Source organism: Dickeya sp. Secpp 1600, from assembly GCF_003049805.1.
Taxonomy (GTDB): Bacteria; Pseudomonadota; Gammaproteobacteria; order Enterobacterales; family Enterobacteriaceae; genus Dickeya; species Dickeya fangzhongdai.
In genome coordinates this window covers 1,547,630-1,569,838 of sequence record NZ_CP023484.1, presented here as the reverse complement: position 1 = coordinate 1,569,838, position 22,209 = coordinate 1,547,630, and the positions used below count along the sequence as shown (strand labels likewise).

15 protein-coding genes are annotated in these 22,209 nt (G+C 60.8%); 3 read left to right on the top strand and 12 right to left on the bottom strand.

What is annotated here, in order from left to right; genetic code table 11:
- Nucleotides 1–7: 7 nt before the first annotated feature.
- From efeO to CPA59_RS07145, 3 genes are all read right to left on the bottom strand, one after another.
- A complete protein-coding gene (efeO, locus tag CPA59_RS07155) occupies nucleotides 8–1,129 on the bottom strand; it encodes an iron uptake system protein EfeO (RefSeq protein ID WP_107758956.1) in 1,122 nt (373 codons plus the stop codon).
- 58 nt (nucleotides 1,130–1,187) lie between these two features.
- Nucleotides 1,188–2,033 (bottom strand): iron uptake transporter permease EfeU, encoded by an 846-nt coding sequence (gene efeU, locus CPA59_RS07150; RefSeq protein ID WP_038918420.1) that lies wholly within the window; start codon nucleotides 2,031–2,033, stop codon nucleotides 1,188–1,190.
- A gap of 302 nt (nucleotides 2,034–2,335) precedes the next feature.
- Entirely contained in the window at nucleotides 2,336–3,895 is a 1,560-nt protein-coding gene (locus CPA59_RS07145; RefSeq protein WP_038918419.1) for a sensor domain-containing diguanylate cyclase, read from the bottom strand.
- A 967-nt stretch (nucleotides 3,896–4,862) separates the two neighbouring features.
- On the opposite strand from CPA59_RS07145, the gene dgcN reads away from it, so the two are divergent.
- Genes dgcN through CPA59_RS07130 form a run of 3 tightly spaced genes read left to right on the top strand, consistent with a single transcriptional unit; the run spans nucleotide 4,863 to nucleotide 7,736 of the window.
- Nucleotides 4,863–5,855 carry an N-acetyltransferase DgcN gene (gene dgcN, locus CPA59_RS07140; protein ID WP_107758955.1) on the top strand — a complete coding sequence of 331 codons (993 nt, stop codon included), beginning with the start codon at nucleotides 4,863–4,865 and terminating at the stop codon, nucleotides 5,853–5,855.
- A gap of 10 nt (nucleotides 5,856–5,865) precedes the next feature.
- On the top strand, nucleotides 5,866–6,876 hold the full coding sequence (gene dgcA / locus CPA59_RS07135) for an N-acetyl-D-Glu racemase DgcA (RefSeq protein WP_107758954.1): 1,011 nt from the start codon (nucleotides 5,866–5,868) through the stop codon (nucleotides 6,874–6,876).
- Nucleotides 6,876–7,736, top strand: coding sequence for a D-amino-acid transaminase (locus CPA59_RS07130; RefSeq protein WP_038918416.1), 861 nt, complete (start codon nucleotides 6,876–6,878; stop codon nucleotides 7,734–7,736). The genes dgcA and CPA59_RS07130 overlap by 1 nt, the downstream gene beginning before the upstream one ends.
- A 68-nt stretch (nucleotides 7,737–7,804) precedes the next feature.
- Here the strand turns inward: CPA59_RS07130 and CPA59_RS07125 are convergent, their stop codons facing one another.
- The 9 genes from CPA59_RS07125 to icmH all read right to left on the bottom strand — a co-directional run bounded on the left by CPA59_RS07125 (nucleotide 7,805) and on the right by icmH (nucleotide 22,195).
- A complete protein-coding gene (locus CPA59_RS07125) occupies nucleotides 7,805–8,737 on the bottom strand; it encodes a DKNYY domain-containing protein (RefSeq protein WP_107758953.1) in 933 nt (310 codons plus the stop codon).
- Nucleotides 8,738–8,782: 45 nt separating this feature from the next.
- A complete protein-coding gene (locus CPA59_RS07120) occupies nucleotides 8,783–10,150 on the bottom strand; it encodes a tetratricopeptide repeat protein (RefSeq protein ID WP_107758952.1) in 1,368 nt (455 codons plus the stop codon).
- Between the two features lie 71 nt (nucleotides 10,151–10,221).
- Nucleotides 10,222–11,655, bottom strand: a complete 1,434-nt coding sequence (locus CPA59_RS07115) for a VasL domain-containing protein (protein ID WP_107758951.1) — start codon at nucleotides 11,653–11,655, stop codon at nucleotides 10,222–10,224.
- A gap of 51 nt (nucleotides 11,656–11,706) precedes the next feature.
- Nucleotides 11,707–15,204 carry a type VI secretion system membrane subunit TssM gene (gene tssM, locus CPA59_RS07110; protein WP_038918412.1) on the bottom strand — a complete coding sequence of 1,166 codons (3,498 nt, stop codon included), beginning with the start codon at nucleotides 15,202–15,204 and terminating at the stop codon, nucleotides 11,707–11,709.
- A 25-nt stretch (nucleotides 15,205–15,229) separates the two neighbouring features.
- Nucleotides 15,230–16,669: a type VI secretion system protein TssA gene (gene tssA, locus CPA59_RS07105; protein ID WP_107760772.1), complete on the bottom strand. Its 1,440-nt coding sequence runs from the start codon at nucleotides 16,667–16,669 to the stop codon at nucleotides 15,230–15,232.
- An 11-nt stretch (nucleotides 16,670–16,680) separates the two neighbouring features.
- A complete protein-coding gene (gene vasI, locus CPA59_RS07100) occupies nucleotides 16,681–17,244 on the bottom strand; it encodes a type VI secretion system-associated protein VasI (protein WP_107758950.1) in 564 nt (187 codons plus the stop codon).
- Nucleotides 17,244–18,782: a sigma-54-dependent Fis family transcriptional regulator gene (locus CPA59_RS07095; RefSeq protein ID WP_038918410.1), complete on the bottom strand. Its 1,539-nt coding sequence runs from the start codon at nucleotides 18,780–18,782 to the stop codon at nucleotides 17,244–17,246. The genes vasI and CPA59_RS07095 overlap by 1 nt, the downstream gene beginning before the upstream one ends.
- 2 nt (nucleotides 18,783–18,784) lie before the next feature.
- Nucleotides 18,785–21,403, bottom strand: a complete 2,619-nt coding sequence (gene tssH / locus CPA59_RS07090; protein ID WP_107758949.1) for a type VI secretion system ATPase TssH — start codon at nucleotides 21,401–21,403, stop codon at nucleotides 18,785–18,787.
- 15 nt (nucleotides 21,404–21,418) lie between these two features.
- Nucleotides 21,419–22,195: a type IVB secretion system protein IcmH/DotU gene (gene icmH, locus CPA59_RS07085; protein WP_038918408.1), complete on the bottom strand. Its 777-nt coding sequence runs from the start codon at nucleotides 22,193–22,195 to the stop codon at nucleotides 21,419–21,421.
- Nucleotides 22,196–22,209: the final 14 nt, after the last annotated feature.

Here is a 22,209-nt window from a genome sequence, read left to right as displayed (position 1 = left end):
GCTCGCCTCAATCCAGACCGAGCACGCCGCGCAATTGCGCCAGATCTTCCGCCAGCGTGGTGATCGGCCCTTTCAGCGCGGTGCGATCGGCATCGCTCAGCTTCTCGTAGGATTCAAAGCCGTCTTTGGTTTTGTACTTCGCCAGCACGCCGTCGACGGTTTTGAAGTTGGCGTCGATCTTGGTCAGCAGCGGCTTATTGGCTTTCTCCAGCAGCGGACGCAGCAGGTTGACGATCTTCTGCGCGCCGTCAACGTTGGCCTGGAAGTCCCACAGGTCGGTGCGGCTGTAGCGATCCTCCTCGCCGCTGATCTTGGTCGCCGCCACCTCTTCAATCAGCCCGGCCGCGCCGCCCACCACTTTACTCGGCGGGAAGGTCAGGCTGGCGATGCGTTTTTGCAGTTCCTGCGTATCGGCGTACAGCTGATCGGCGTAGTGCTCCATGCCTTTGGTGGCATTGTCGGCAAACAACGCTTTCTCCAGCCGGTGGAAGCCGGTGAATTTCGGGTCTTCCGCTTTCTTTTCGTAGTCGTCTTCACGGGCGTCGATGCTGCCGTCCAGATCGGAGAACAGCTCGGCGATCGGTTCGATACGCTCGTAATGCTGGCGGGTCGGCGCATAGAGTTTGCGCGCTTCATCCAGCTTGCCGGCCTTGATGGCGGCGGTGAACAGTTTGGTCTGCTGGACCAGCCCTTCCACCTCTTTGGTCACGTAAACCTTGTATTCGGCGATCGGCCCGACCAGATCCAGCACGTTGGTTTTCGCGGCGGCGGCCTCGCCGCTGGCGGTCACCACCAGCTTGCCTTTGGGGTTGCTGAGCAAACCGCAGGTCATGTCGTATTCGCCCGGCTCCAGATTGGCGGTCATTTTCTGGGTGAAGCCCGGTGCGATATTCTCACGCTCTTCCACCACCATCACCCCTTTGAGGATTTCCCACTCCAGGTTCTTCTGGCTGGCGTTGGCGACCACAAACTGCGTTTTACCTGCCGCCACCGTGACTTGCATCGGTTCGCACTGCTTGTCGTTAACCGTTATCTTAACCTGCGGAATGTCGGCAGCCAGAGCGCTGAACGTCGGCAGAGCCAGCAGAGCGGCGCACAGCGCCGTACGGCGGAAGAATGGTGTAGACATAGACCTATCCCTTTTTACATTGATTGTTGATGGTGGTCATCGTTGATGGCGATGATGATTAATGATGATGTTTACGCGACGCCGAAGCCGTGGCCGGCTCCATGCGCTGCGGCAGGAAAAAGAACGCCAGCGCCGGGATCAGGTACAGGAAATAGACCACCACTTCGCTGATCGTCGGGGTTTCCTGATAGCCGAACATGCCTTCCAGCAGCGTGCCGAATAGCGTATGGGTCGACAATGTGGCGCTAAAATCGAAGGCGATTTGCTGAAATTGATTCCACAATCCCGCTTCGTGAAACGCGCGGATCGCCCCGGCAGCCAGACCGGCGGCGACAAACAGAATGAACAGGCTGCTCCATTTGAAGAACCGCGCCAGATGCAGTTTCACCCCGCCCCAGTAGATCATCATCCCGACCACGACGGCGCACAGCAGCCCCAACACGGCGCCGATCGGCGCATAGATGCCGACATCCTGCTGAAAAGCGGCCAGCAGAAAGAACACCGACTCCAGCCCCTCGCGCGCCACGGCGAAGAACACCATCGCCACCAGCGCCCATCCCTGACGCTTGCTGGCGTTGAGCGCCTGATCGATAGCGCCTTCCAGATGCACCCGTACCGAACGCGACACTTTGCGCATCCAGAACACCATGTACGTCAGGATCACCACGGCGATCACCGCCACAATCCCTTCGAACAGCTCCTGCTGTTTCTGCGGAAATTCACCGGTGGTGGCGTTGATGAATACGCCAAGCGCCAGACACAACGCCAGCGCCAGCACCACGCCTGCCCAGACCGCGCCCAGCCACTGCTCGCGTTGGGTACGCTTCAGGTAGCTGGCGATCAGGCTGACGATCAGCGCCGCTTCCAGACCTTCACGGAACATGATGAGTAACGGAACAAACATGGATGGAAACTCCTCAGACAGACCGGGCGACGCGCCTCACAGCCCGGACGCGCCGCCGCAGGAATACAAATCGGATAAAGAATGATAATAGTTCTTATTAATAAAGAAATGTAAGGATTGGTAAAGCACTTTTTTCTAATCAAATATTTCAACGCCGCAGTCTGGCGCGGCGGCGCGTCACGGCAGGGAAAAGCGGGCGGTGTCTCACAATAATTCGGGTCGCGGACGCCGACTTAAAGCGCCGCTATCAGGGCGGAGCGCTACGCTCCCAAAAGGTTGGGGCATTTCACGACGGGAACGGCCTACAGCCGCACGCAGCGATCACGGCCTTTTTTCTTCGCCAGGTACAGCGCCTGATCGGCGCCCTCTTTCAGACGCTGAATATCGCAGGGGTTGTCGCTGGAGTGCGAATACACCCCCACGCTCACCGTCACCACCTGACGGGGCAACAGCGAAGCCTGATGCGGCACTGCGCATTTGCGTACATCCTCCACGGCCCGCTCGCCGTACACCGCCGCTTGCTCGCCGCTCATTCCCGGCAAAATAATGGCGAACTCCTCGCCGCCGTAACGGGCGGCCAATGCGCCGTCAGGCAACGGCAACCCGTTCAGCACGCTGCCAAGTTGGGTCAGGCAGCGGTCGCCCAGCACATGACCGTAGGTATCGTTGTAGAGTTTGAAAAAATCCACATCCAGCATAATCAACGACAAGGTTCCGCCCTCTTCGCGGGCTCGGGTCAGCGACTGCTCCAGATAAAGATCAAAACGCCGGCGGTTGGCCAGTTTGGTCAGCGGATCGACCATCGCCAGTTTTTGCAGCACTTTATTCTTGTCGCTTTCCTCCTGATGCAGGCGGCTGATCGCCTCTTTATTTTTCACCGTTAGTCGGATCTGCTTCAGGACGAAGCCGCCGAGAACAAACATGGCGAACAGCACCATGACGTTGAGCATCATGGCCGAAATATTTTCCGCCAGCCAGCGCGCCTGCAGCGCGCCCCGGTCCAGACTGGCCGCCACCATCAGTGGGTAACGCTTCAGTTTAACGTAACCGACAATCCGCACCCGGTTATCCAGCGTGGTGCGCCAGGTACCGCTGCCGCTGCCTTGTTCCAGCCGGGACTTTTCAAACAGGCCGCCGTCAGAAAAATTACTATTAATATATTGTTCGCGATTGGGGTAGAGATAAATCGCATGACCATCCGCATTCATCAATGACAGCACGCCGTCATAATCCAGGCTGAAATAACTGTAGAAATTACCGAAATAATTATGGTCGATAGTGGCAAGAAAAACGCCCTTGAATTCGCCATTCGGCCCATTTATCCGTTTCGCCACCGGAATAATACGTCTGCCGGTGATCGTACTGACGGTAACCTTACTGATAAACAATGATGCGGTATTATTGTCCCTGAGCCAGGTAAAATATTCCCGCCGGCCGGCATTATAAATATAGAGCGGCCCTTTGCCGGTGGAAGAAATCAGATTTCCCTTTTCGTCAAACAGGTAGAAACCGACCAGTTGCGGCAGCACCGCGCGATGGGTATCGAGAACGCTTTTCACTCGCGTGGAATCCAGCATGCCGGTTTGCGACAACTCCCGCAGCATGTCATCGATCGCCACTTCAATCGGCACAAAAGTATCTTCCGCCTGACGTGACATCGCCACGGACAGGTTAGTCACGTTTTTCTCCGCCTCCACCAGCATACGCTGATAGGAATCCAGAAAATTCCAAATACTGGTGGTAACAAAAATCAGGCTACAGACGGCCAGAAAAGCCATCATGGTAATACCGGGGGAAGAATAAAAAGGTAAAGAGCGAAGGAAACGCAGAGCGCTGGACGGAAAATTATTATTATTTGACATATGCGTTCTCAGTAAGGCTACAACCTTATCCATACCCTGCATGTTAGTTGCAGAAGGCGGCGACGCAGCGAATTCCCATCAGCCGGCCAGGCAGATAACCGGAGAGCGAGGAACGCCAATGCGCCTGCAACGTAATGTATGACGGGTACAAACATGCTACCTGATATTTCCGACGGTGTCTGCTATCGCCACAATGCTGTCTCCCATTTTCCTAAAAGACGCAACGGGGGGTATCCAGTCAGGCAACATGGGCCCCATCGGCACTCAGCGCACATCCGTAACGTCTTACCACATCGGTACAGGCTATAATAAATCTGTGACAAAACACGCAGGTCTGTAAAAAAGCCGGTTACCGTACCGGTATCCGCGCCCTCCTGACACCCGGTGTTACGCTACCGTATGAGTCGATATACGATCCATTGTAGTGCAACCGATTGTAGTGCAACCGTTCGCCCGACGTGAAAGCAACCTCCGTTTTGCGCGCTATTCGTGCTTTTCATTAACGTGATGATGAATATTATTTTGAGTTAATTTAACATTCCCCAGAAAAATACGATGACGCTTGTCCAATAATGGGCAGCGGCACCAAAATAACGCGAGCGATGCACTAAAATAACCACATTCATTTTTTATTCGCCTTTGTTTTTATAAAAATCGGTCGAATATTCATTTTTAAAAAAATAACAGACTTTTATTTTAAAAAACAACCAAAATAAGACACCAAAAACAAATAAAGACCACCAAACCCAGAATATAAATCTTATTTTTTGTCATTATTGACAACATAACACTACTTGATAATATCGAAAAATCTGACCTGTCAGCATTATTTCCTGGATATCAATACGTATCCAAAAAGTGGCTGGCGCATGCATTATCTTATTGATTTTAATTTTTTATTTCCTTACCAGCGGGTGAGACGGCGGCCCTTTGTCCTGCGTTTTTTATTTCAATGACGGAGTTTGCGATGAATATTAAAAAACCTTATTTGTTGTTCCTTGGCGATGCCCACGACCAGTTGGCCGCTAAAGTGGCGATCGGTATTAAACAGTGGCATCCGGAATACTGCGTCGGTCAGTATCGCATGGCGGGATGCCAGGCGGACTGCGGGCTGCCGGACCTGGATATCGCCGCTGCGCGGGCGGCGGGCGCGCAGACGCTGGTGATCGGCGTGGCGAACCGCGGCGGCATCATTTCCGATGCCTGGATCGCGGTGCTGCGTCAGGCGCTGGAGTGCGGTATGGATCTGGCCGCCGGTCTGCACAACAAACTGGCGGATGTGCCGGAAATCAGTGAACTGGCCGCGCGGCTGGGGCGCTCATTGTTCGACGTGCGTCACCCGACGCAGAGCTTCCCGGTGGCCAGCGGGCGTAAACGCAGCGGCAAACGTCTATTGCCGGTCGGCACCGACTGCTCCTGCGGCAAGATGTATACCGCGCTGGCGATTGAAAAAGCGCTGGTGGAACGCGGCGGCAACGCCACTTTTCGCGCCACCGGCCAGACCGGCATTCTGATTTCCGGCGCGGGCGTCAGCATTGACGCGGTGGTATCCGACTTTATCGCCGGCGCGGTGGAAACCCTTGCGCCCGATAACGACGCCGACCACTGGGACGTGATCGAAGGTCAGGGGTCGCTGTTCCATCCCTCTTTCGCCGGGGTCACCACCGGTATCATCCACGGCGCCCAGCCGGACGCGCTGGTGCTGTGTCACGAACCCACCCGCACCCGCATGCGCGGCGTGGACTATCCGCTGCCGGACCTGCAAGCCTGTATCGATCTCAATCTGGCGATGGCGCGGCTGACCAACCCGAACGCCCGCTTCGTCGGAGTCTCCATCAACAGCGCGCACCTGAGCGAAGCGGACGCGCTGGCCTACATGGCGAAACTGGAACATCAGTTGGGGCTGCCGGTAGTCGACCCGTTCCGTCAGGGCGTAGGCCGCATCATCGATAACTTGTAAGGACGGCATCATGGCGGAACTGATCGTCACTCATGAACGCTGGGCGTTAAAAGAAACCTTCACCGTTTCGCGCGGCAGCAAAACCCACGCCGATGTCATCAAGGTGACGGTGCGCGACGGGCGTTACGAAGGCCACGGCGAAAGCGTGCCCTACGCCCGCTATGGCGAAAGCATCGGCGATGTGGAAGCCCAGTTGCTGACGCTGCGGGACACGGTGCGACGCGGTCTTGACCGGAAAACATTGCAGACACTGCTGCCGCCCGGCGCCGCGCGTAATGCGCTGGACTGCGCGCTGTGGGATCTCGATAGCCAGCGGCAGGCCAAACCGGTGTGGCAACTGGCCGGGCTGCCGCGACCGGAACCGGCGACCAGCGCGTTTACGCTGTCGCTGGATACCCCGGAGCGCATGGCGCAGGCCACGCAACGCAACGCGCACCGTCCGTTGCTGAAGCTGAAACTGGCGGACGAACACGATATCGAGCGGGTTGCCGCGGTACGCCGCTGGGCGCCGCAAGCGCAGTTGATCGTCGACGCCAACGAAGGCTGGAACGCCGACCTGTACCTGAAACTGGTGCCGGAGCTGCAGCGCCTTGGCGTCAGCATGATTGAACAGCCGCTGCCCGCCCGCGACGACGACGCGCTGACCGCGCTGCCGCGCCCGATTCCGCTGTGCGCCGACGAATCCTGCCATGACCGCCAGTCGCTGCCGGGTCTGGCGACACGCTACGACATGGTTAACATCAAGCTGGATAAAACCGGCGGGTTGACCGAAGCGCTGCTGCTGCGTCAGGCGGCGCAAGCGCAGGGCCTGAAGATCATGGTGGGTTGTATGGTCAGCACCTCGCTGTCGATGGCGCCGGCCACGCTGGTGGCGCAGGGCGCGGACATCGTCGATCTCGACGGGCCGCTGCTGCTGGCGGATGACCGGGTCGGCGGGCTGGAATGGCGCGGCAGCCAGTTGTATTTACCTGAAGAGGGATTGTGGGGCCACCCCCGCCCTTGTTTAACGGGAGTTGCATAATGTCACGTATCCTTTACGTTAACGGGCGTTACCTGCCCGAGGAACAAGCGACGATTTCGGTGTTCGATCGCGGATTTCTGTTTGCCGACGCGGTGTATGAAGTCACCGCGGTGGTCAACGGCCGGCTGGCGGAATACGACGGCCACATGGCGCGTCTGGCGCGCTCCTGCCGCGAGCTGAACCTGCGTCTGCCGGTCAGCCCGGAGGAACTGCATCACATTCATCTGCGGCTTATCGAGCAAAACCGGCTGGAAGAAGGCGGTATCTATTTGCAGCTCAGCCGGGGCAGCACCGGCGACCGTGATTTCGCGTTCCCCACCGACGCCGAACCGACGCTGGTGCTGTTTACCCAGTCCCGCCCTGTTCTCCACCATCCCAGCGCGGAGAAAGGCATTCGCGTCATCACCTGCCCGGACCTGCGCTGGCACCGGCGCGACATCAAAACCGTCAGCCTGCTGATGGCCTGTATGGCGAAAGAGTGGGCGCACGCCAAAGGCGCCGATGACGCCTGGCTGGTGGAAAACGGCCTGATTACCGAGGGCAGCTCCAGCAACTGCTTTATCGTCGATGCCGACAACCGCCTGATCACCCGCCCGCTCAGCAACGACATCCTGCACGGCATTACCCGCAAAGCGCTGCTGCAACTGGCCGCCGACCATCATCTGACGGTGGAAGAACGGGCGTTCACGCCACAGGAAGCGCTCGCCGCCAAAGAAGCCTTTATCAGCTCCGCCACCACCTTTGTCTGGCCGGTGGTGGAGATCGACGGCGTCACGATTGGGGATGGTCGCCCCGGACCGCTGGCGCGCCAGCTGCGGGACATCTATATCGGGATGATTCGCGCCCAGACCGCGGGGTAATGCAGTCATCATCCGCTCTGCTATCTGAGAGCGGATGATGGCTTATCTCGTCACGCAGACGTTACAGGCTAGCCCTTGCGACACAACGGGCGACCGTTGACCTTGCCGGAGCCGCACAGCCAGCGGGTTTTGCCGTCGCTAATGGTGTAGCCGTTGGCGTCCGGCACCACCCTGACATGGCGCAGGCTCAGTCCGGCCAGTTGCACCGGCTCTACCCCCAGAAACCAGACATGCTCGCCGTCGGTAGCCAGTTTTTCATTATTCGGCAGCATGCGGATATCCGCCGCTTTCACCCCGTCCGGGATGCTCGGATACGGCCGCCCGAAGACATAAAAACCGTTTTTGTCCAGCGCGGTGCTGAACGTCAGGCAGCGGAAACTGGCGGCATCGCCATCGGCGCGCTGCTCGCCACGGTAGTAAAGATTGCCGTCAATGGTGGCCCAGCCAAAACAGTTGCCCGCGCTCGGCGCCTGCTTGTGATAGGCAACCACGCTGGTTTCATTCTCCACGAAATAGTAGTTCTGTTTGTCGAACGCCTGATTTCTGGCCAGCGTTTTGAAGCTGGCGATATCCACGCCATGCATCTCCTCACCGTCAGGCAGCCAGACATGATCGCGATCGCTGAAGAACGGAAAATCCAGCGCCTGAAAACTGTCGGCATCGATATCCTGCTTCATACGCTCACAGCCGACGAATGACCCGACATTGGTAATCAGAAAAGCGTCGTAGCGCAGTTTGGCGCTTTCAGGTTTGAAACCGTCCGGCAGAGGCTGCTGGTTGCAGTAGTAACGATGGCCGGATACCGCCAGCGCCACCCGTTTTTCCCGCAACAACACCCGGAAGTCTTCCGGTTTGGCTTGCGTCAGCACCTGCGGATCCGCATTCGTCGATACCCGGTACACCACCTTACCCTGCTCAACCTGATAGGGAGCCTTCACTTCCGCCTGCGACGACAGCGCCGCCATACCCAGCAGCAGAGCGAGATATCCGTTCCGTTTCATACGCTTTCCTTTAATTTTACCCATCGAATCACTTTACCCATCGAATCACTGTGTATCCGTCTCCTTGCCTGTCGACCAGTGCATGGCCAGTTTCTGCCCGGCCTTGATTTCATCCGGCTGCATGGTGGCTTCCAGATCATTGCGAGCCGCGATAGCCTCCGCCATGCCTTCGGTCGCCGCCAGCGAGTACCAGGCGTAGGAATGAATACGGTTGCGCGATGCGCCCAGCCCATCCTGCCGCATCATCCCCATACGATACTGCGCCATACGGTTGCCGTCATGCGCCGCGAAGCGATACTGTTTCATCGCTTCCACATAGTCCGCCTTGCCGCCCTGCCCCAGCCGCAGCATCTCGCCGTACGCCAGTCGGGATTCAGTATCGCCGGTCGCCGCCGCGTTGGCGAACACCTCGCGAGCCCGTTCCAGCTCGCCGCGCTTAAGCAGCCAGTCGCCCAGTTCGCGCTGCGCCGGCACATAGCCGGCCGACGACGCCAGCACCAGATACTGTTCCCGTTTGGCCTTATCGGTCTGTATCTGGCTCAGCTTGTAATCCGCCTCGCCATTGCCCTTGCCGGACGCGCGCTCCAGCCAGTAATTGGCCTGCTTGTCGTTCTGCAACAACCCGTGATCGCCACGGCGATACGCCTGCGCCAGCCACAGTTGCGCCGTCGCCTCGCCACCGGCCGCCGCTTTCTGATACCAGTCCAGCGCGTCTTTACCGTCGGCGTGTCGGGCCATCCACAACTGCGCCTGGGTTTGCCCCTTGTCCGCCGCCCGGAAATACCAGCGCTCGGCCAGGTCGGTCCGCTTCGCCACGCCTTTCCCTTGTTCATAACGCTGGCCGAGCTGGTACTGCGCGTCCCGGTTGCCCAGATCCGCCGCTTTCTCTACCCATCCGGCGGCCTCTTCTTCCGCGCCGGGATGGGCGGCATACCACTGCGCCACTACCAGCTGCGCCGGCGCATACTGGTTGTCGGCCGCGCGTTCGAACGCGTCCAGACAGGCCGCCACCAGTTTGCCCTGATGCTGCGCCTGACAATCGGTTCCCAGCCGGTAGCCGGCCTCGCCGCTGCCCAGTCGGGAAGCTTTCTGCCACCACTGGCGCGCCAGCGGCGTATTTTTCGGTTCGCCCAGCCCGGCCTGATACCAGTCGCCCACCTGCAGCGCCGCCAGCGCCCGGCTTTCCCGCGGCCCGGACAGGTCTGACAGATCCGCCGCTTTCTGCATCCACTGCATGGCTTCGCCATAGTGTGAACGGGAAGCCAGTTGCTTCGCCAGCCGGTACTGCGCTTCTCCGTTGCCGCTCTGTGCCGACTTACGCAAATCCGCGTCGGACAGCGACGACACCGGCGCCTGGCAGGCGGCCAGCAGACACACGGACAGCGCCGTCAATAATCGTATTTTTCTCATCATGTTACCGTCGTTACCCCTGGAGACATCCGGCGACGCCGCCGGGCAGCGCCATCCCGCCCGGCGCGGCGGCCTTAACTGCCGCTATCGCCTTGCTGCAACCGGTACAGCCGGATATTGAAAGCACGCAGTTCATCTTCCATGCCGCGCAGTTCCGCCGGGGTCAGCGGCTGGCGGGCGGCCTTGCGCGCCTCCATCGTCCGTAAACGGATGCTAAATGGCACATCGGAAGCAAAATATTTCTGAATATCATAAAGTTGTGACTTCAGATACGAAATGGTCACCGTGCGGCGCTGTTTCTCCAGATCCAGCAATTGCTGCAGTGTCTCGCCCACCCCGGCGCGCGCCTGCTCGTAGCCGCTGACGCGCGGCGGCTTGTCCCCTTGTTGCCGGTCGAGGGCGATCTGCCACTGACGGTCCATCTCCTTGACCGCCAGCGAATCCGGATACAGTTGTTGCATAACGCCTTTCAGCCCTTCGCCATACTGGTACAGATAGAACGGCGAGGCGTTCTTGACCTGCTCCAGTTGCGCCTGATAACGGTTGATCAGCTCCCCTTCCATGCCTTGCAGCTTCTGCTCGCCCAGCACGATGCGCACCCGGCGGATATCGTTGTGATCCGGCGCGGACGGCAGCGCATAGGCCGGCTGCTGCAACAGCGCCAGCGCCTCGGCTTTTTGATCCTGCCAGTACTGCCAACCGCTCACCGCCGCGACCGGCAGTCCGCAGGTCAGCACGCCGCAGACAAACCAGAACCAGGCCGGTTTCTGCTTACGGTGCGCTTCAATCTTCAATACCGTCGGTTTCATCTGCCCTTTCTCCCGCCCGACCAGAATACTGCCCGACGGCAGCGCCGGCTGGGCCGCCGCTGCCGCGGACGCCATCCCGCCCGGTTCCATGTCGGACTGGAAGAACACCATCGGCGGAATCTGCATATCCTGCTGTTTTTTCAGCGTCTGATCGTCAGAGACAATCACAATCTCGGTTTCGTCAAACAGGTGGGTGTAACCCTCGATAAAGTGCAGCAGGTTTTCCACCCGGGGGATGCGGCTCAGGCCGGAATTGTGCAGCTTTTCGCTCATCAGTTGCAGAGCGCGTTCGCAGCGATAAACCAGCCGCTTGTGTTCGTGGCTGATGGCGTACTGGCGAATCACCTCGCTGATGCGGGCGATAAACCAGTCCAGAATTTCGATACGCGCCCGCTCCTGATGTACCGGCGGCCAGAAGTTTTCCCACTGGGTCACGATCAGGTTGGCGAGAAATTCACAGCCCTCGGTAAAACCGTTCAGCCCGGCCAGCCGCGAACGCGCCAGGGTGAAATAGATGGCGGTTTGCAGGTCGACGCCCTGTTTCTCAAAAATAGCGGTCGCCATATCGTGCACCCGCATCCAGTCCACTTCCGGGCGGGAGGCATGGCTCAGCTTGTTGATTTCCGCGCGTAACGCCTCGTACTCAGGCAGCATCCGTGGATCGCGGCCCACTTTCAGGGCCTGTTGTGCATCTTGCATATCACATCATCCGACTACGGGCGCATTCGCATCGCGCATGCGCCCTCAGAGTTAATAGAGAGAATCAGGCAGTTTGAACTGGCTGAACAGACCACCGGCAAACGGGTTATGGCTGGCGTCGGTATAGACGCGATAGGTCATGCCGCCTTGTTCCAGCGAGAAACGCACGTCGAAGGTGTTGTCGTTCACCTGCGTCAGCTGGCCGTTGGTCAACAGGCGGAACATCGCCCACGGACCGGTGAAGCTCAGGCTGCGCGGCGAGCGCTCGCGGTCATCCGGCACCAGCGTCAGCTTGCTTTCGGCGCCGTCGCGCATGCTGTTCGGCCACACCAGCGGCGTTTTGGTCCGGCGTCCGTGGCTGTACTCCAGCAACTGTCCGTCAAGATTCAGTACGCTGCGGCGTTTGTTGGCGGTCAGTTCCACCGGTTCCACCACGAAGTGCACTTCCAGACTGCCCTGCGCATTGAACAGCGTCTGACGGATACGGGTAGCGCGGTCCAGCTGTTTCCCCAGTTCGGTCTGCAACGGCGACGCGCCTTCCCCTTCCAGCATGCCGCTTTCCATGATCGACTTGAGGTTGGTCTGGTAGAAGCTGTCCAGCGTACCGCCCGCGGCGAAGAAACGTTCCATCTCGGACAACGGCACATCCTTGTCGGAAGACGGATTGAACGGATAGCGATCCGCCAGTTTCTCGTTGAACGGCGTCACCACCTTGTCCAGCCATTCCTGATTGAGCGACGACATCGCCAGCCCGGTCACCAGACTGGCGCTTTCTCCCGCCAGTTGGCCGACCCAACGGTCCAGCGGCGCCGGCAGGCTGCGGGCGTATTGCTGCAACGCGAACACCGGATCGGCGAACTTGTTGCCCTGACGCGCTTGTACCGCTTTCAGCGCCGCCTGCCCCGGATCGGTGGCGTTCACGATCTGATCCAGATAGTGGTAGAGATCGGTCAGCTTCTGATTGACCTCCTGCACCAGCGGCCCCTGATCGCCCCGCCCGCTCAGCGCGGCGTTGATGGTCATGAACGGGCGACCGATGCGGGTATTGATGCCTTGCGCGGTGTCGTTCTCGTCATCCGCCAGCTTGCGGATACGGGTGTTGTCGCTCAGCGTGGTCAACACGCGCTGGAACGGCTGGTCGTTGCCGGTAATATCGGTCAGGACGTTAAGCGCCTGTTCCGGGCTTTCCAGCGGCTGTACATCAATATTCGCCAGCACTTTCTGCCACTGGTTGATGTAGTCGGTGATGTAGCGGTCGTTCACCTGACGCAGGATCTCCTTACGGTCGGCCTCGCTCAGGTGAGCGCGTTCACGCTGGCCCAGTACCCAGGCATCCAGCGCGGTCAGGTCCAGCAGCGCCTTGTCCTGCTTGAGATAGAAATCGCTAAAACCGGGATAGGTCAGCAACCGCGGCACCGTGCCCGCCTTGTCGTTACGCAGGGTGAATACCGAATCAAACGTCGGCCCCACCTCGTCGCGAATCGCCAGATCCGGCGGCAGCACCTGCGTCGCCTTCATCACCAGACTCTGGTAGACGCGCTGATACATCGGCAGCTTGCTCAGCTCGCGCTGGGCGCTGGCGATCGGGTCCACAAACGGCGCAAACGTGGAGATCGCCACCGTATCCTTCTGCTCGCGCGACTGGTGCCAGTCGGTATGATCCAGCGCGTAATCCAGATGCTGCATCAACTGCTCCTGCACCTTGCCCTGGCCCGGAAACGCTTTCTGCCAGCGCAGCGCCATAAACTGTTCCACCAGCGTCTTGTTGCGCCCGGACGCGTCGTCCAGCATCCGCATCACCCGCAGAATAGTCAGTTTCTGCTCGCTGCCGGCCGGCGCCTGATTCAGGTCCTCCAGCAGCCCTTGCATCACCGCCGGCAGGAAACGCTGGTTGAGCATCTGCAGATAGGAGCCTTCCACGTAAGGGCCGATCTTATCGCCCTGATACAGGCCGAGGTCGGCCAGCATCGGCGTACGTTCGTGGTAGTTGCCGAACGACAGGGTCGCGTCGCGGATCAGGTTCAGACGCGGCAGTTGCTGGTAACCGTACCCCGCCTGCCCTTCCAGTTCGTTGGTGCCGATGAACGCCTGCGCCTTGGTCAGCACGTTACGCCCGGCCTCTTCGTTCACCCGGTAGAAATGGTGCCAGCTGCCGATCATCGCCAGCCCGAACAGCACCATGCAGGTAATGCCGATGCTCATGCGGCGGCGGCGATAAAGGCTGTGCAGCCGGTTTTCCCCCGCCAGACTGGCTTCCGGGAAAATCACCTCCGGAAACAGCTTCTGGACGAAGAACGTATTGGACTCGCCGCGCATGGCGGCGTTGATCGGCTCCGGCAACTGATAACGCCGGGAGGCGGACTGGGCGAAGGCGTCAAACGGCACGCCTTGCTGGTACACCGAACTGACATACACGCCGCGCACCAGAAACGCGCGGTCGTCGCCGGTCGCCAGCGTTTCGTTCAGCACTTCCGTCACGTAATCCTTCAGCCCGGCCAGCTGGCGCACGAAGGTGAACAGCGTATTGCGCACGCCGCGCTCCGACTGCGTGAGCAGCATTTCCGGCAGATTATTGTTGAGGTTAGTGATCCAGTCGTCCCAGAAGCGCTCCAGCTCTTCCAGCCAGCCTTTGCCGTGGCTGGCCTGCGGCGTAAACGTCACCCCCAGCACCGCCTGACGCGCTTCCCGGTTCAGCGAGCGGTACACCACGTCAAAGCCGCGCAGCATATCCAGGCGAGTCAGCGCCACATACAGCGGCAGACGGGTGTTGATGTTAACCGCGATTTCCTGCAAACGGGCGCGCATCACCTGCGCATAAGCCTTACGCTCCGACACGCTGGCCTGCGACAGCCAGGACAAATCGATCGTCAGCACCAGCCCGTTCAACGGTTGGCGACGACGGTTGAGGCTCAGCCACTGCAACAGATGCTGCCACAGGCGGGCATGACGCCCGGCCGACGGCTCCGCCCCGACTTCCGGCTGGGCCAGCAGCTGACCGCTCGGGTCCCAGATCACCGCCGACTCGCCGACCCAGCTGTTGACCTGCTGACCGCCCGCCACTTCGCGCAGTTCCGCATCCAGTTTCGGGTTGAGCTTGTTGGCCGGATTGGCGCGATGAATCAGGCTGCTTTTGCCGCTGCCGGACAGGCCGATCGCCAGATACCAGGGCATGGCGTACAGCGCCTTTTTGCCCAACTGGGCCTGAAATGCCTGCAACCAGCGGTCCAGAAAGGTTTGCTGGCTGTCGACGTACACCTGCAGCGGGTCCTGCTCGATAATCTGCTGTTCACGCCGTTCCGCGCGCAATTGCTGTACCCGGCGCCAGACGCGCCAGGCGCTGTAGGCAAAGCCCAGCCACAGCCAAATCAGCGTGAACACCACGCGGCCCCACACGCTTTGCAGCGGGCGCATGTCGCCGAGGGTCAGACGCGGCCCCAGCCACCAGGCCAGCACCAGCGCCACCACCCATACCACCACCCCCAGCAGCAGCCAGGAAGGTTTCAGTTTCGGCAACTGTTGCCGCAGAAAGGTAATGATTATTTTCAACATAAGTGACCATTCAACTCCGAATGTCTTATTTCCTGCGGGACGCGCCCAGCCGTTCCAGTCGGCTGACCATTCCCGGTTCCCACTGCATCAGGCCCAGTCGCTCGCTTTCCTGCCACAGGTGCTGATAATGTTGCGCCGCCAGCGCTTTCATGCCTTCTTCCGCCAGCAAATCCGCCAGCACCAGTTCAGCGCAAAAACGCTCGCGCGGTTCTTTCAACCGCCGAATACGTTCATCCAGCAGCGACAGCGCCGCCCCCAGCCCTTGCTCGGCGCAACAGGCCGCCGCCTCGGCCGCCAGGTCGTCCTGCCGCTGACCGCCGCCGCCGCGTGCCGGCTGGGCCGATTGCAACCACTGGGCGCATTTGGCGGACAGGAACGGCGAACCGTCGCTGAACGCCAGTTCACGCAGTTCCGGCAGCCGGGCGAGAAACGCCGACAGCTCATCGGCGATGGCGCCGGCGACCGCGCCATGCCCTAGCCGGGTTGCCACCGTCGCCGACAGCATGTGGCCGTCAAACCAGTACGGCGCCAGCGTCAGGCTCTGTTCAATCTTGCTCCACAACGCCAGATCCGCCTGTGCCAGCGCGCTCTGGTACTCATCCACCCGGTCGGGCGACACCGGCGCCAGTTGGGTCTTATTACCGCGCGCCGCCGTCGGCGGCGTGGCGATCCCGGCCCAGACCGCGTTGCGGCGCAGGCGATATCCCACCGGCGATTCCGGCTGACGCTCCACCAGCAGCGCCGCCACATTAAGCTGCGTCTGCTTCCAGTTGCGGTCATCCGAACTGTTGATTTCCACCGTAGCGACCGCGCTGGTCGCCCCGGCGGCGCTCCCATGACCGCCGCCAGCGGCGGCAACGTCCCCGGTTGTTCCGCCCGACCCGCCGGACGCCGGCTCAGCCGCCTGATTGGCTTTCTCCTGTGCCTGATGGCGTTGGCGGGCGCGCTGAAGCGCCGCCACCAGTTCGTCGGTCAGGTCGGCTTTGTCGGCGGCCAGCGCACTCCAGCGCGCCGCCAGTTGTTCCGCCAACTGATGCAACTGGCTGAGTTCCGCCCCGGAGGCGTTTTCCGCCATACGGGGCAGCACGCCCTCAAAACGGCGGATGATCTGCACCATCAGCTTCTGTTTCTGTACCGGGCTGGCGGGAAACGCCAGCGTCCAGTAAGCGTCCAGCCAGCTGTCGAGCAGCATGATCGCGGTGGCGAACGGGGTGGCTTTGGCCGGGTGCTGCAGGCAGCGCAGCAGTTGCACCAGCACGCGCATGTCTTTGGTACGGCTTTCCAGCAGCGTCAGGCACTGACCGGCGACAGCGTTGAGATCCACCTGGCTGTGCGCCAGCGACCCCAGCTTGACCAGCTCGGTTTCCACCTGTTCCCACAGCGGATCATCCGCCGCCACCGCCGCCCGCAGCGCCTCGTCGGGCAGGGTCGTCAACAGTCGCTTACACCAGGGGTGTGCATGCATGCTCATCGCTCCTACCAGCGGCACTGCTGGCGTAACGGCGCCAGCGCCTCGCCCAGCCCGGTGAGATCGATGCGCAGCGCATGACCCTGCTCGCCATTCAGCACCAGCTCCCGGTGGCCGACCCAGCGCTTGAGCGCGTCGATCGCCGGCAGGCCGCGGCCGAATTCCAGCAGCGTGCCGCGGTTGCGCACAAACCAGTTATCCGGCGCGCCGGCGCCGTCAAGCTGCGAGGTGACGTTGTCGCCCGGCCACGGCTGGCTGAGCGTCAGCCGCAGATGGGTAATGCTGCTGGCGCAGCTGATCACCAGCGTATTGCCGTCCGCCAGCGTCCGCGTCAGCGTCAGGTCGCCATTGACCGCCTCGCGGTTAAGACGAAATGCGTTCTCCCCCGCCGCGCCATTGTTCGTAGCAGGCGGCACAGCGCCCGCGCGTTCCGTCTCGCGTCCGAGCGCGTCATAACAGGCCAGACGCACCTGCGGCGACGTCTCATTGCGGCACTGTTCCCACAGTGATTGCCAGGCGGGATCGGGCGAGCCGACCGCCGCCATCAGCAGCGGCACCATCGTCAGCATCATCAATTCACCTCCAGTTTCTGGCACTTGTGATCCAGGGTTCGTTTGGGAATATTCAGGCTCTCCGCCACCAGCAGCCGGTTGCCCTGAAACTGGCGCAGACGCGCCGCAATCACCGCGGCTTCATACTGCTGGGTGGCGATGCGCAGATCCTGAATGTGGTGGAAAGCATCGCTATCGGCGGCGGTTTCGCCGCACACCCGCTCACGCAACTCCGGCGGCAGCGACTCCAGACGAATAGGCTGCCCTTGCGGCGTATGGGCGCAGGCCACCTCCAGCAGGTTCTTCAGCTCACGCACATTGCCGGGGAAGTCGTAGCCCACCAATTGTTTAAGAAACGCACGGTGCAACGGCCCCAGGTTTTTCTGCTGCTGGCGGGCGAACTGCCCGATGAAGTGTTCGCACAGCAGGCTGATGTCGTCCGGGCGATCGCGCAGCGGCGCCACCTGCACCAGACACTGGCACAGACGATGGTAGAGATCCTGACGGAACTGGCCTTCGGCCACCCGTTGTTCCAGCGGTTGATGCGTAGCGGCGATCAGCCGGAAATCGGAATGTTGCTCCTGCCCGGCGCCCAGCGGCCGGAAGCTGTGCGTTTCCAATACCCGCAACAGCTTGGCCTGCATCAGCGGCGGCATATCGCCCACTTCATCCAGAAACAGCGTGCCGCCGTTGGCTTGCGCCACCAGCCCGACCTTGTTGCTTTGCGCGCCGGAAAACGCGCCTTTCTCATAGCCGAACAGCTCGCTTTCAATCAGGTTTTCCGGAATAGCGGCGCAGTTGATGGCGATAAACGGCCGCTCGGCGCGATCGGAGCACTGGTGCAACAGCCGGGCCACCACCTCTTTGCCGGCGCCGGTTTCGCCGTGAATCAGCACCGATAACCGGTGGCTGGCCGCCTGACAAATCTGCTGATGCAGTTGTCGCACCGCGCCGGACTGACCAATCAGCCCGGCGGCCACCCGTTTTTCCCGCTCACGCCGCAGCGCGCCTTCGTCTTTAATCTGGCGCAGCGAATCGCGCAGCGCGGTCTGTTCGCGCCGGCTGCGGCCCAGATCGCGGATCAGCGCCAGTTGACGGCAAAACACCTGCGCCAGTTGCGCGCAATCGCCATGTTTCCCCAGCGCCTGCAGCCGTTCCGGCGTATCCAGCAGCGCCAGCACCGCCAGCGGTTTGCCGTTGTCCGCCTGCAACGGCATGGCGTACAGGCCGCAGGCGGCGCCCGCGTCGGTCAGCAACTGGCGAAAACCGCCATGCTCGATACGCGCGCCGCCGTACAGCGACGTCCAGCTGCGCGTTTGATTCTTGAGCAACACATAAGCCAGCGGATGACTGAAATCATCCACGCCAAGCGACAGCGACAGCGGCGCGTGATGCACCCAGCCGCTGCATATCAACTGGCGCCCGCTGACATCCACCATCCCCAGCAGCGCGCCCTGCGGCTGCCATGCGGCACGCAGCGTGCTCATCAGCCAGTCGCACAGGCCGGCTTCATCCCGGTGACGGGTCAGCGAGAGCGCCAGATCGAGGGCTGATTGCATGCTCAGCCCTCCACCTCGGACCGGAACTGGCCGTCTTCCACCCGGAAATGAATGCGGCTGACCGGCTGACCGGCCGACATGCGTTGCAGCAATTGCAACGACACCGGCGGCAACAGTGCGCCGTCGATCACCGACTCCAGCATGCGCGCGCCGTTCTCGCTGCGGTTCGCCAGACGCAGGATCTCTTCCGGCACCGACGCGTCGATAACCACCTCGGCGCCAAAGCGTTGCTGCAGCAACGTAACCAGACGGGACAGTTTGCCCTGCACGATCGCCACCAGCGTGTCGTGATCCAACGGCAGGTAGGGAATCACTTCCATGCGCGCCAGCAACGCCGGTTTGAAGAACGCCGCCAGTTCCGGATAGAGCGCATCCAGCAGTTCGCCCGGTCGATCCGCAACATTGACGTGCTCGGCAAAATTGACAATCGTCTGGAACCCCAGGTTGGAGGTCAGGAAGAACACCACATTGCGGCAGTCGATCACCCGCCCTTCGCCATCGGCCAGTTCGCCCTTGTCAAACGCCTGATAGAACAGGTTGAGCACGTCCGGATGGGCTTTTTCCACTTCATCCAGCAGCACCACCGAGTAGGGTTTCTGGCGAATGGCCTCGGTCAGCACCCCGCCTTCGCCAAAGCCGACATACCCCGGCGGCGAACCGATCAAGCGGGAAACCGTGTGCTTCTCCTGGTACTCGGACATGTTGATGGTGGTGAGATAATTACGGCCGCCGAACATCAGATCGGCAATCTGCACCACGGTTTCGGTCTTGCCCACGCCGCTCGGCCCCACCAGCAAAAACGCGCCCAGCGGTCGACCGGGACGGCGCAGGTCGGCGCGAGCGGTCAGCAGGTGCTTGTGCAACTGGGCGATCGCCAGTTGCTGCCCTTTGATGCTGTCGCCGAGGTAATCCGGCAGACGGGTGACCACGTCCAGCTCGCCCTGGGAAATCCGGTTCAACGGCACTCCGGTCCACTCGGCGATCACCGACGCAATCTGGGTTTTATCCACATGCGGGGACACCAGCACCGACGGCTGTTGCAGTTCGGCCAATGCTCGCTCGCTGTCGGCCAGTTCAGCCGCCGCCGCGGCGGCATCGAAATCTTCCGGCGCTTCATCAGCCAGCAGCGCGGTGCGCAGGGTGACGATCTGCTGCACCAGCGTTTTCTGCCGCTGCCAGTCGGCTTCCAGTTGCGCCAGCGTCGCCGCATCCGTTTCGCTGGCGTCACGCAGCGTCGCCAGCCGCTCCGCCGTATCGCCCAGGCCGATGCGGCCCTGACGCTCCAGTTGGGCGATTTCCAACGCCTGCTGATGTAAACGGGTCTGCAACTGGCTGACCGCGCGCGGCGGCGTGGTCAGGTTGATGGCGACGCGCGCGCAGGCGGTATCCAGCACGTCGATCGCTTTGTCCGGCAACTGACGCCCGGAGATATAACGCGCGGACAGATTAGCCGCCGCCTGCAGGGCTTCTTCGTCGATCAATACGCCGTGCGATTGTTCGTAAATGCTGCGCAACCCGCGCAAAATCACCGTGGCTTCGTCGACGTTCGGCTCACCCACTTTTACCAGTTGGAAGCGACGCGACAGCGCGGCGTCTTTCTCCACGTATTTCTTGTATTCGCTCCAGGTGGTGGCGGCGATGGTGCGCAGTTCGCCGCGCGCCAGCGCCGGTTTAAGCAGGTTGGACACGTCCAGACCGCCGGCCTGATTGCCGGCGCCAATCAACGTGTGGGCTTCGTCGATGAACAGGACAACCGGTTTCGGCGCCTCTTTCACTTCCTGCATCACGCCTTTGAAACGCTTCTCGAACTCGCCTTTCACCGACGCGCCGGCCTGCATCGCGCCCAAATCCAGCGTCAGCAGTTCCACATCGCGCAGCCGTTCCGGCACCAGACCGGCGACAATGCGCAGCGCCAGTCCTTCAATCAGCGCGCTTTTACCCACCCCGGCCTCGCCGACCACGATCGGGTTATTTTTACGACGGCGGGACAGAATATCGATCATCAGGTCGATTTCATGATCGCGGCACAATACCGGGTCCAGCTTGCCCTGACGGGCGGACTCGGTGACATTCTGGGTATAGCGGGACAGTTGGGTGGTAGCCGCAGCCGCCTGCTCCGGCGTCGCGCCAGCGGCGGAAACCACGTCGGTTTCCGCTGAATCTTTCACCCATTCGTCAAACTGCTGACGCAGCAGTTCGCGGTTAATCTGCGCCAGTTGGCGTGTCACCGCCGCCGACAGATAACGCGTCGGCGTCATCAGCAGCACCAGCAGCAGCACGCCGCTGCGCAGACGGGCGTGCTGGAGTTCCGCCGAGGCCAGCAGCCAGCTGTCCTGCAACCACTCCACCAGCAGCGGCGAAAACGAGGGATAGCCCGACTCAAACCCTTTGTCTGCGGCATTGGGCTGCAGCAATGCCGCCAGTTCGTCAACATCCATCCCGGCGCGTTTAAGGATCTGACGCACGTCGCACAACGGCGTCTCCAGCATTTTCAGCAGCAGGTGCTCAATGCGGATCTCCGCGCCCTGATGCTGAATGCACAGCGCCGCCGCCTCTTCCATTATGTGGCGGCACAGCGGGTTGAGTCGCTCAACCAGGATCGGCAGTTCGATTCGAATCACGAGAATACGCTCCTGTTATTGTAATAATTCTCCCAGTTGACGCAGCACGTCCTGGGTCTGGTTGGTTAGCTGGTAGTGATAGAGGCCAAACGCCGCGGCCATCACCACGCACAGGCCGATGAACAGCGTGCGCAGCGAAATCTGTTTACGCAGTTGGTAACGGGAAGCCTGCTGCCCCAGATTGAGGTGGAATACCGTCGGCGGATTTTCCGGCTCCGGACGCAGGGTGTCGTGCAAGCGGCGCACCACCCGGTCCAGCTCTTCTCGCCCTTGCGTCATCACCCGGTAACGGCCTTCAAAGCCAAGGCACAAGCACAGATAGATAAACTCCAGAATGTCGCGGTAGCGCGTCGGGTCATCCAGCAGCTTCTCCAGCAACACGAACACCTTCTCGCCGCCCCAGGTTTCATTGTGGAAACGGGTCAGCAGCGAATGGGCGGACCATACGCTCTGCCCCCCCCACTCCCGCCCCATCACCGCTTCGTCGATGAAGGTGCACAGAATGTAGCGAAACGACAAGATCACGCCGTTTTCGTAACCGTGGGAATGCAGTTCCTGCTCAATGGCCTGAATTTCGGACTGCACGCGCTGGTATAGCTCCGCCACGCCGTCGTATTCAGACAGCTGGCGCACCCGCTCCACCATGCCCAGCAATGGGGTAACGGCGTCGATCATCGGGTTGATGCTCTGCCCGCGCAGGCGAAACCAGTAATCGGAATCCATATCCAGTTGCCGGGCGTTGTCATACAGCAGGTCGCCCAACTGATCGCTTTTGATGATGTCGGTACTCACGGGATCCTCCTGTT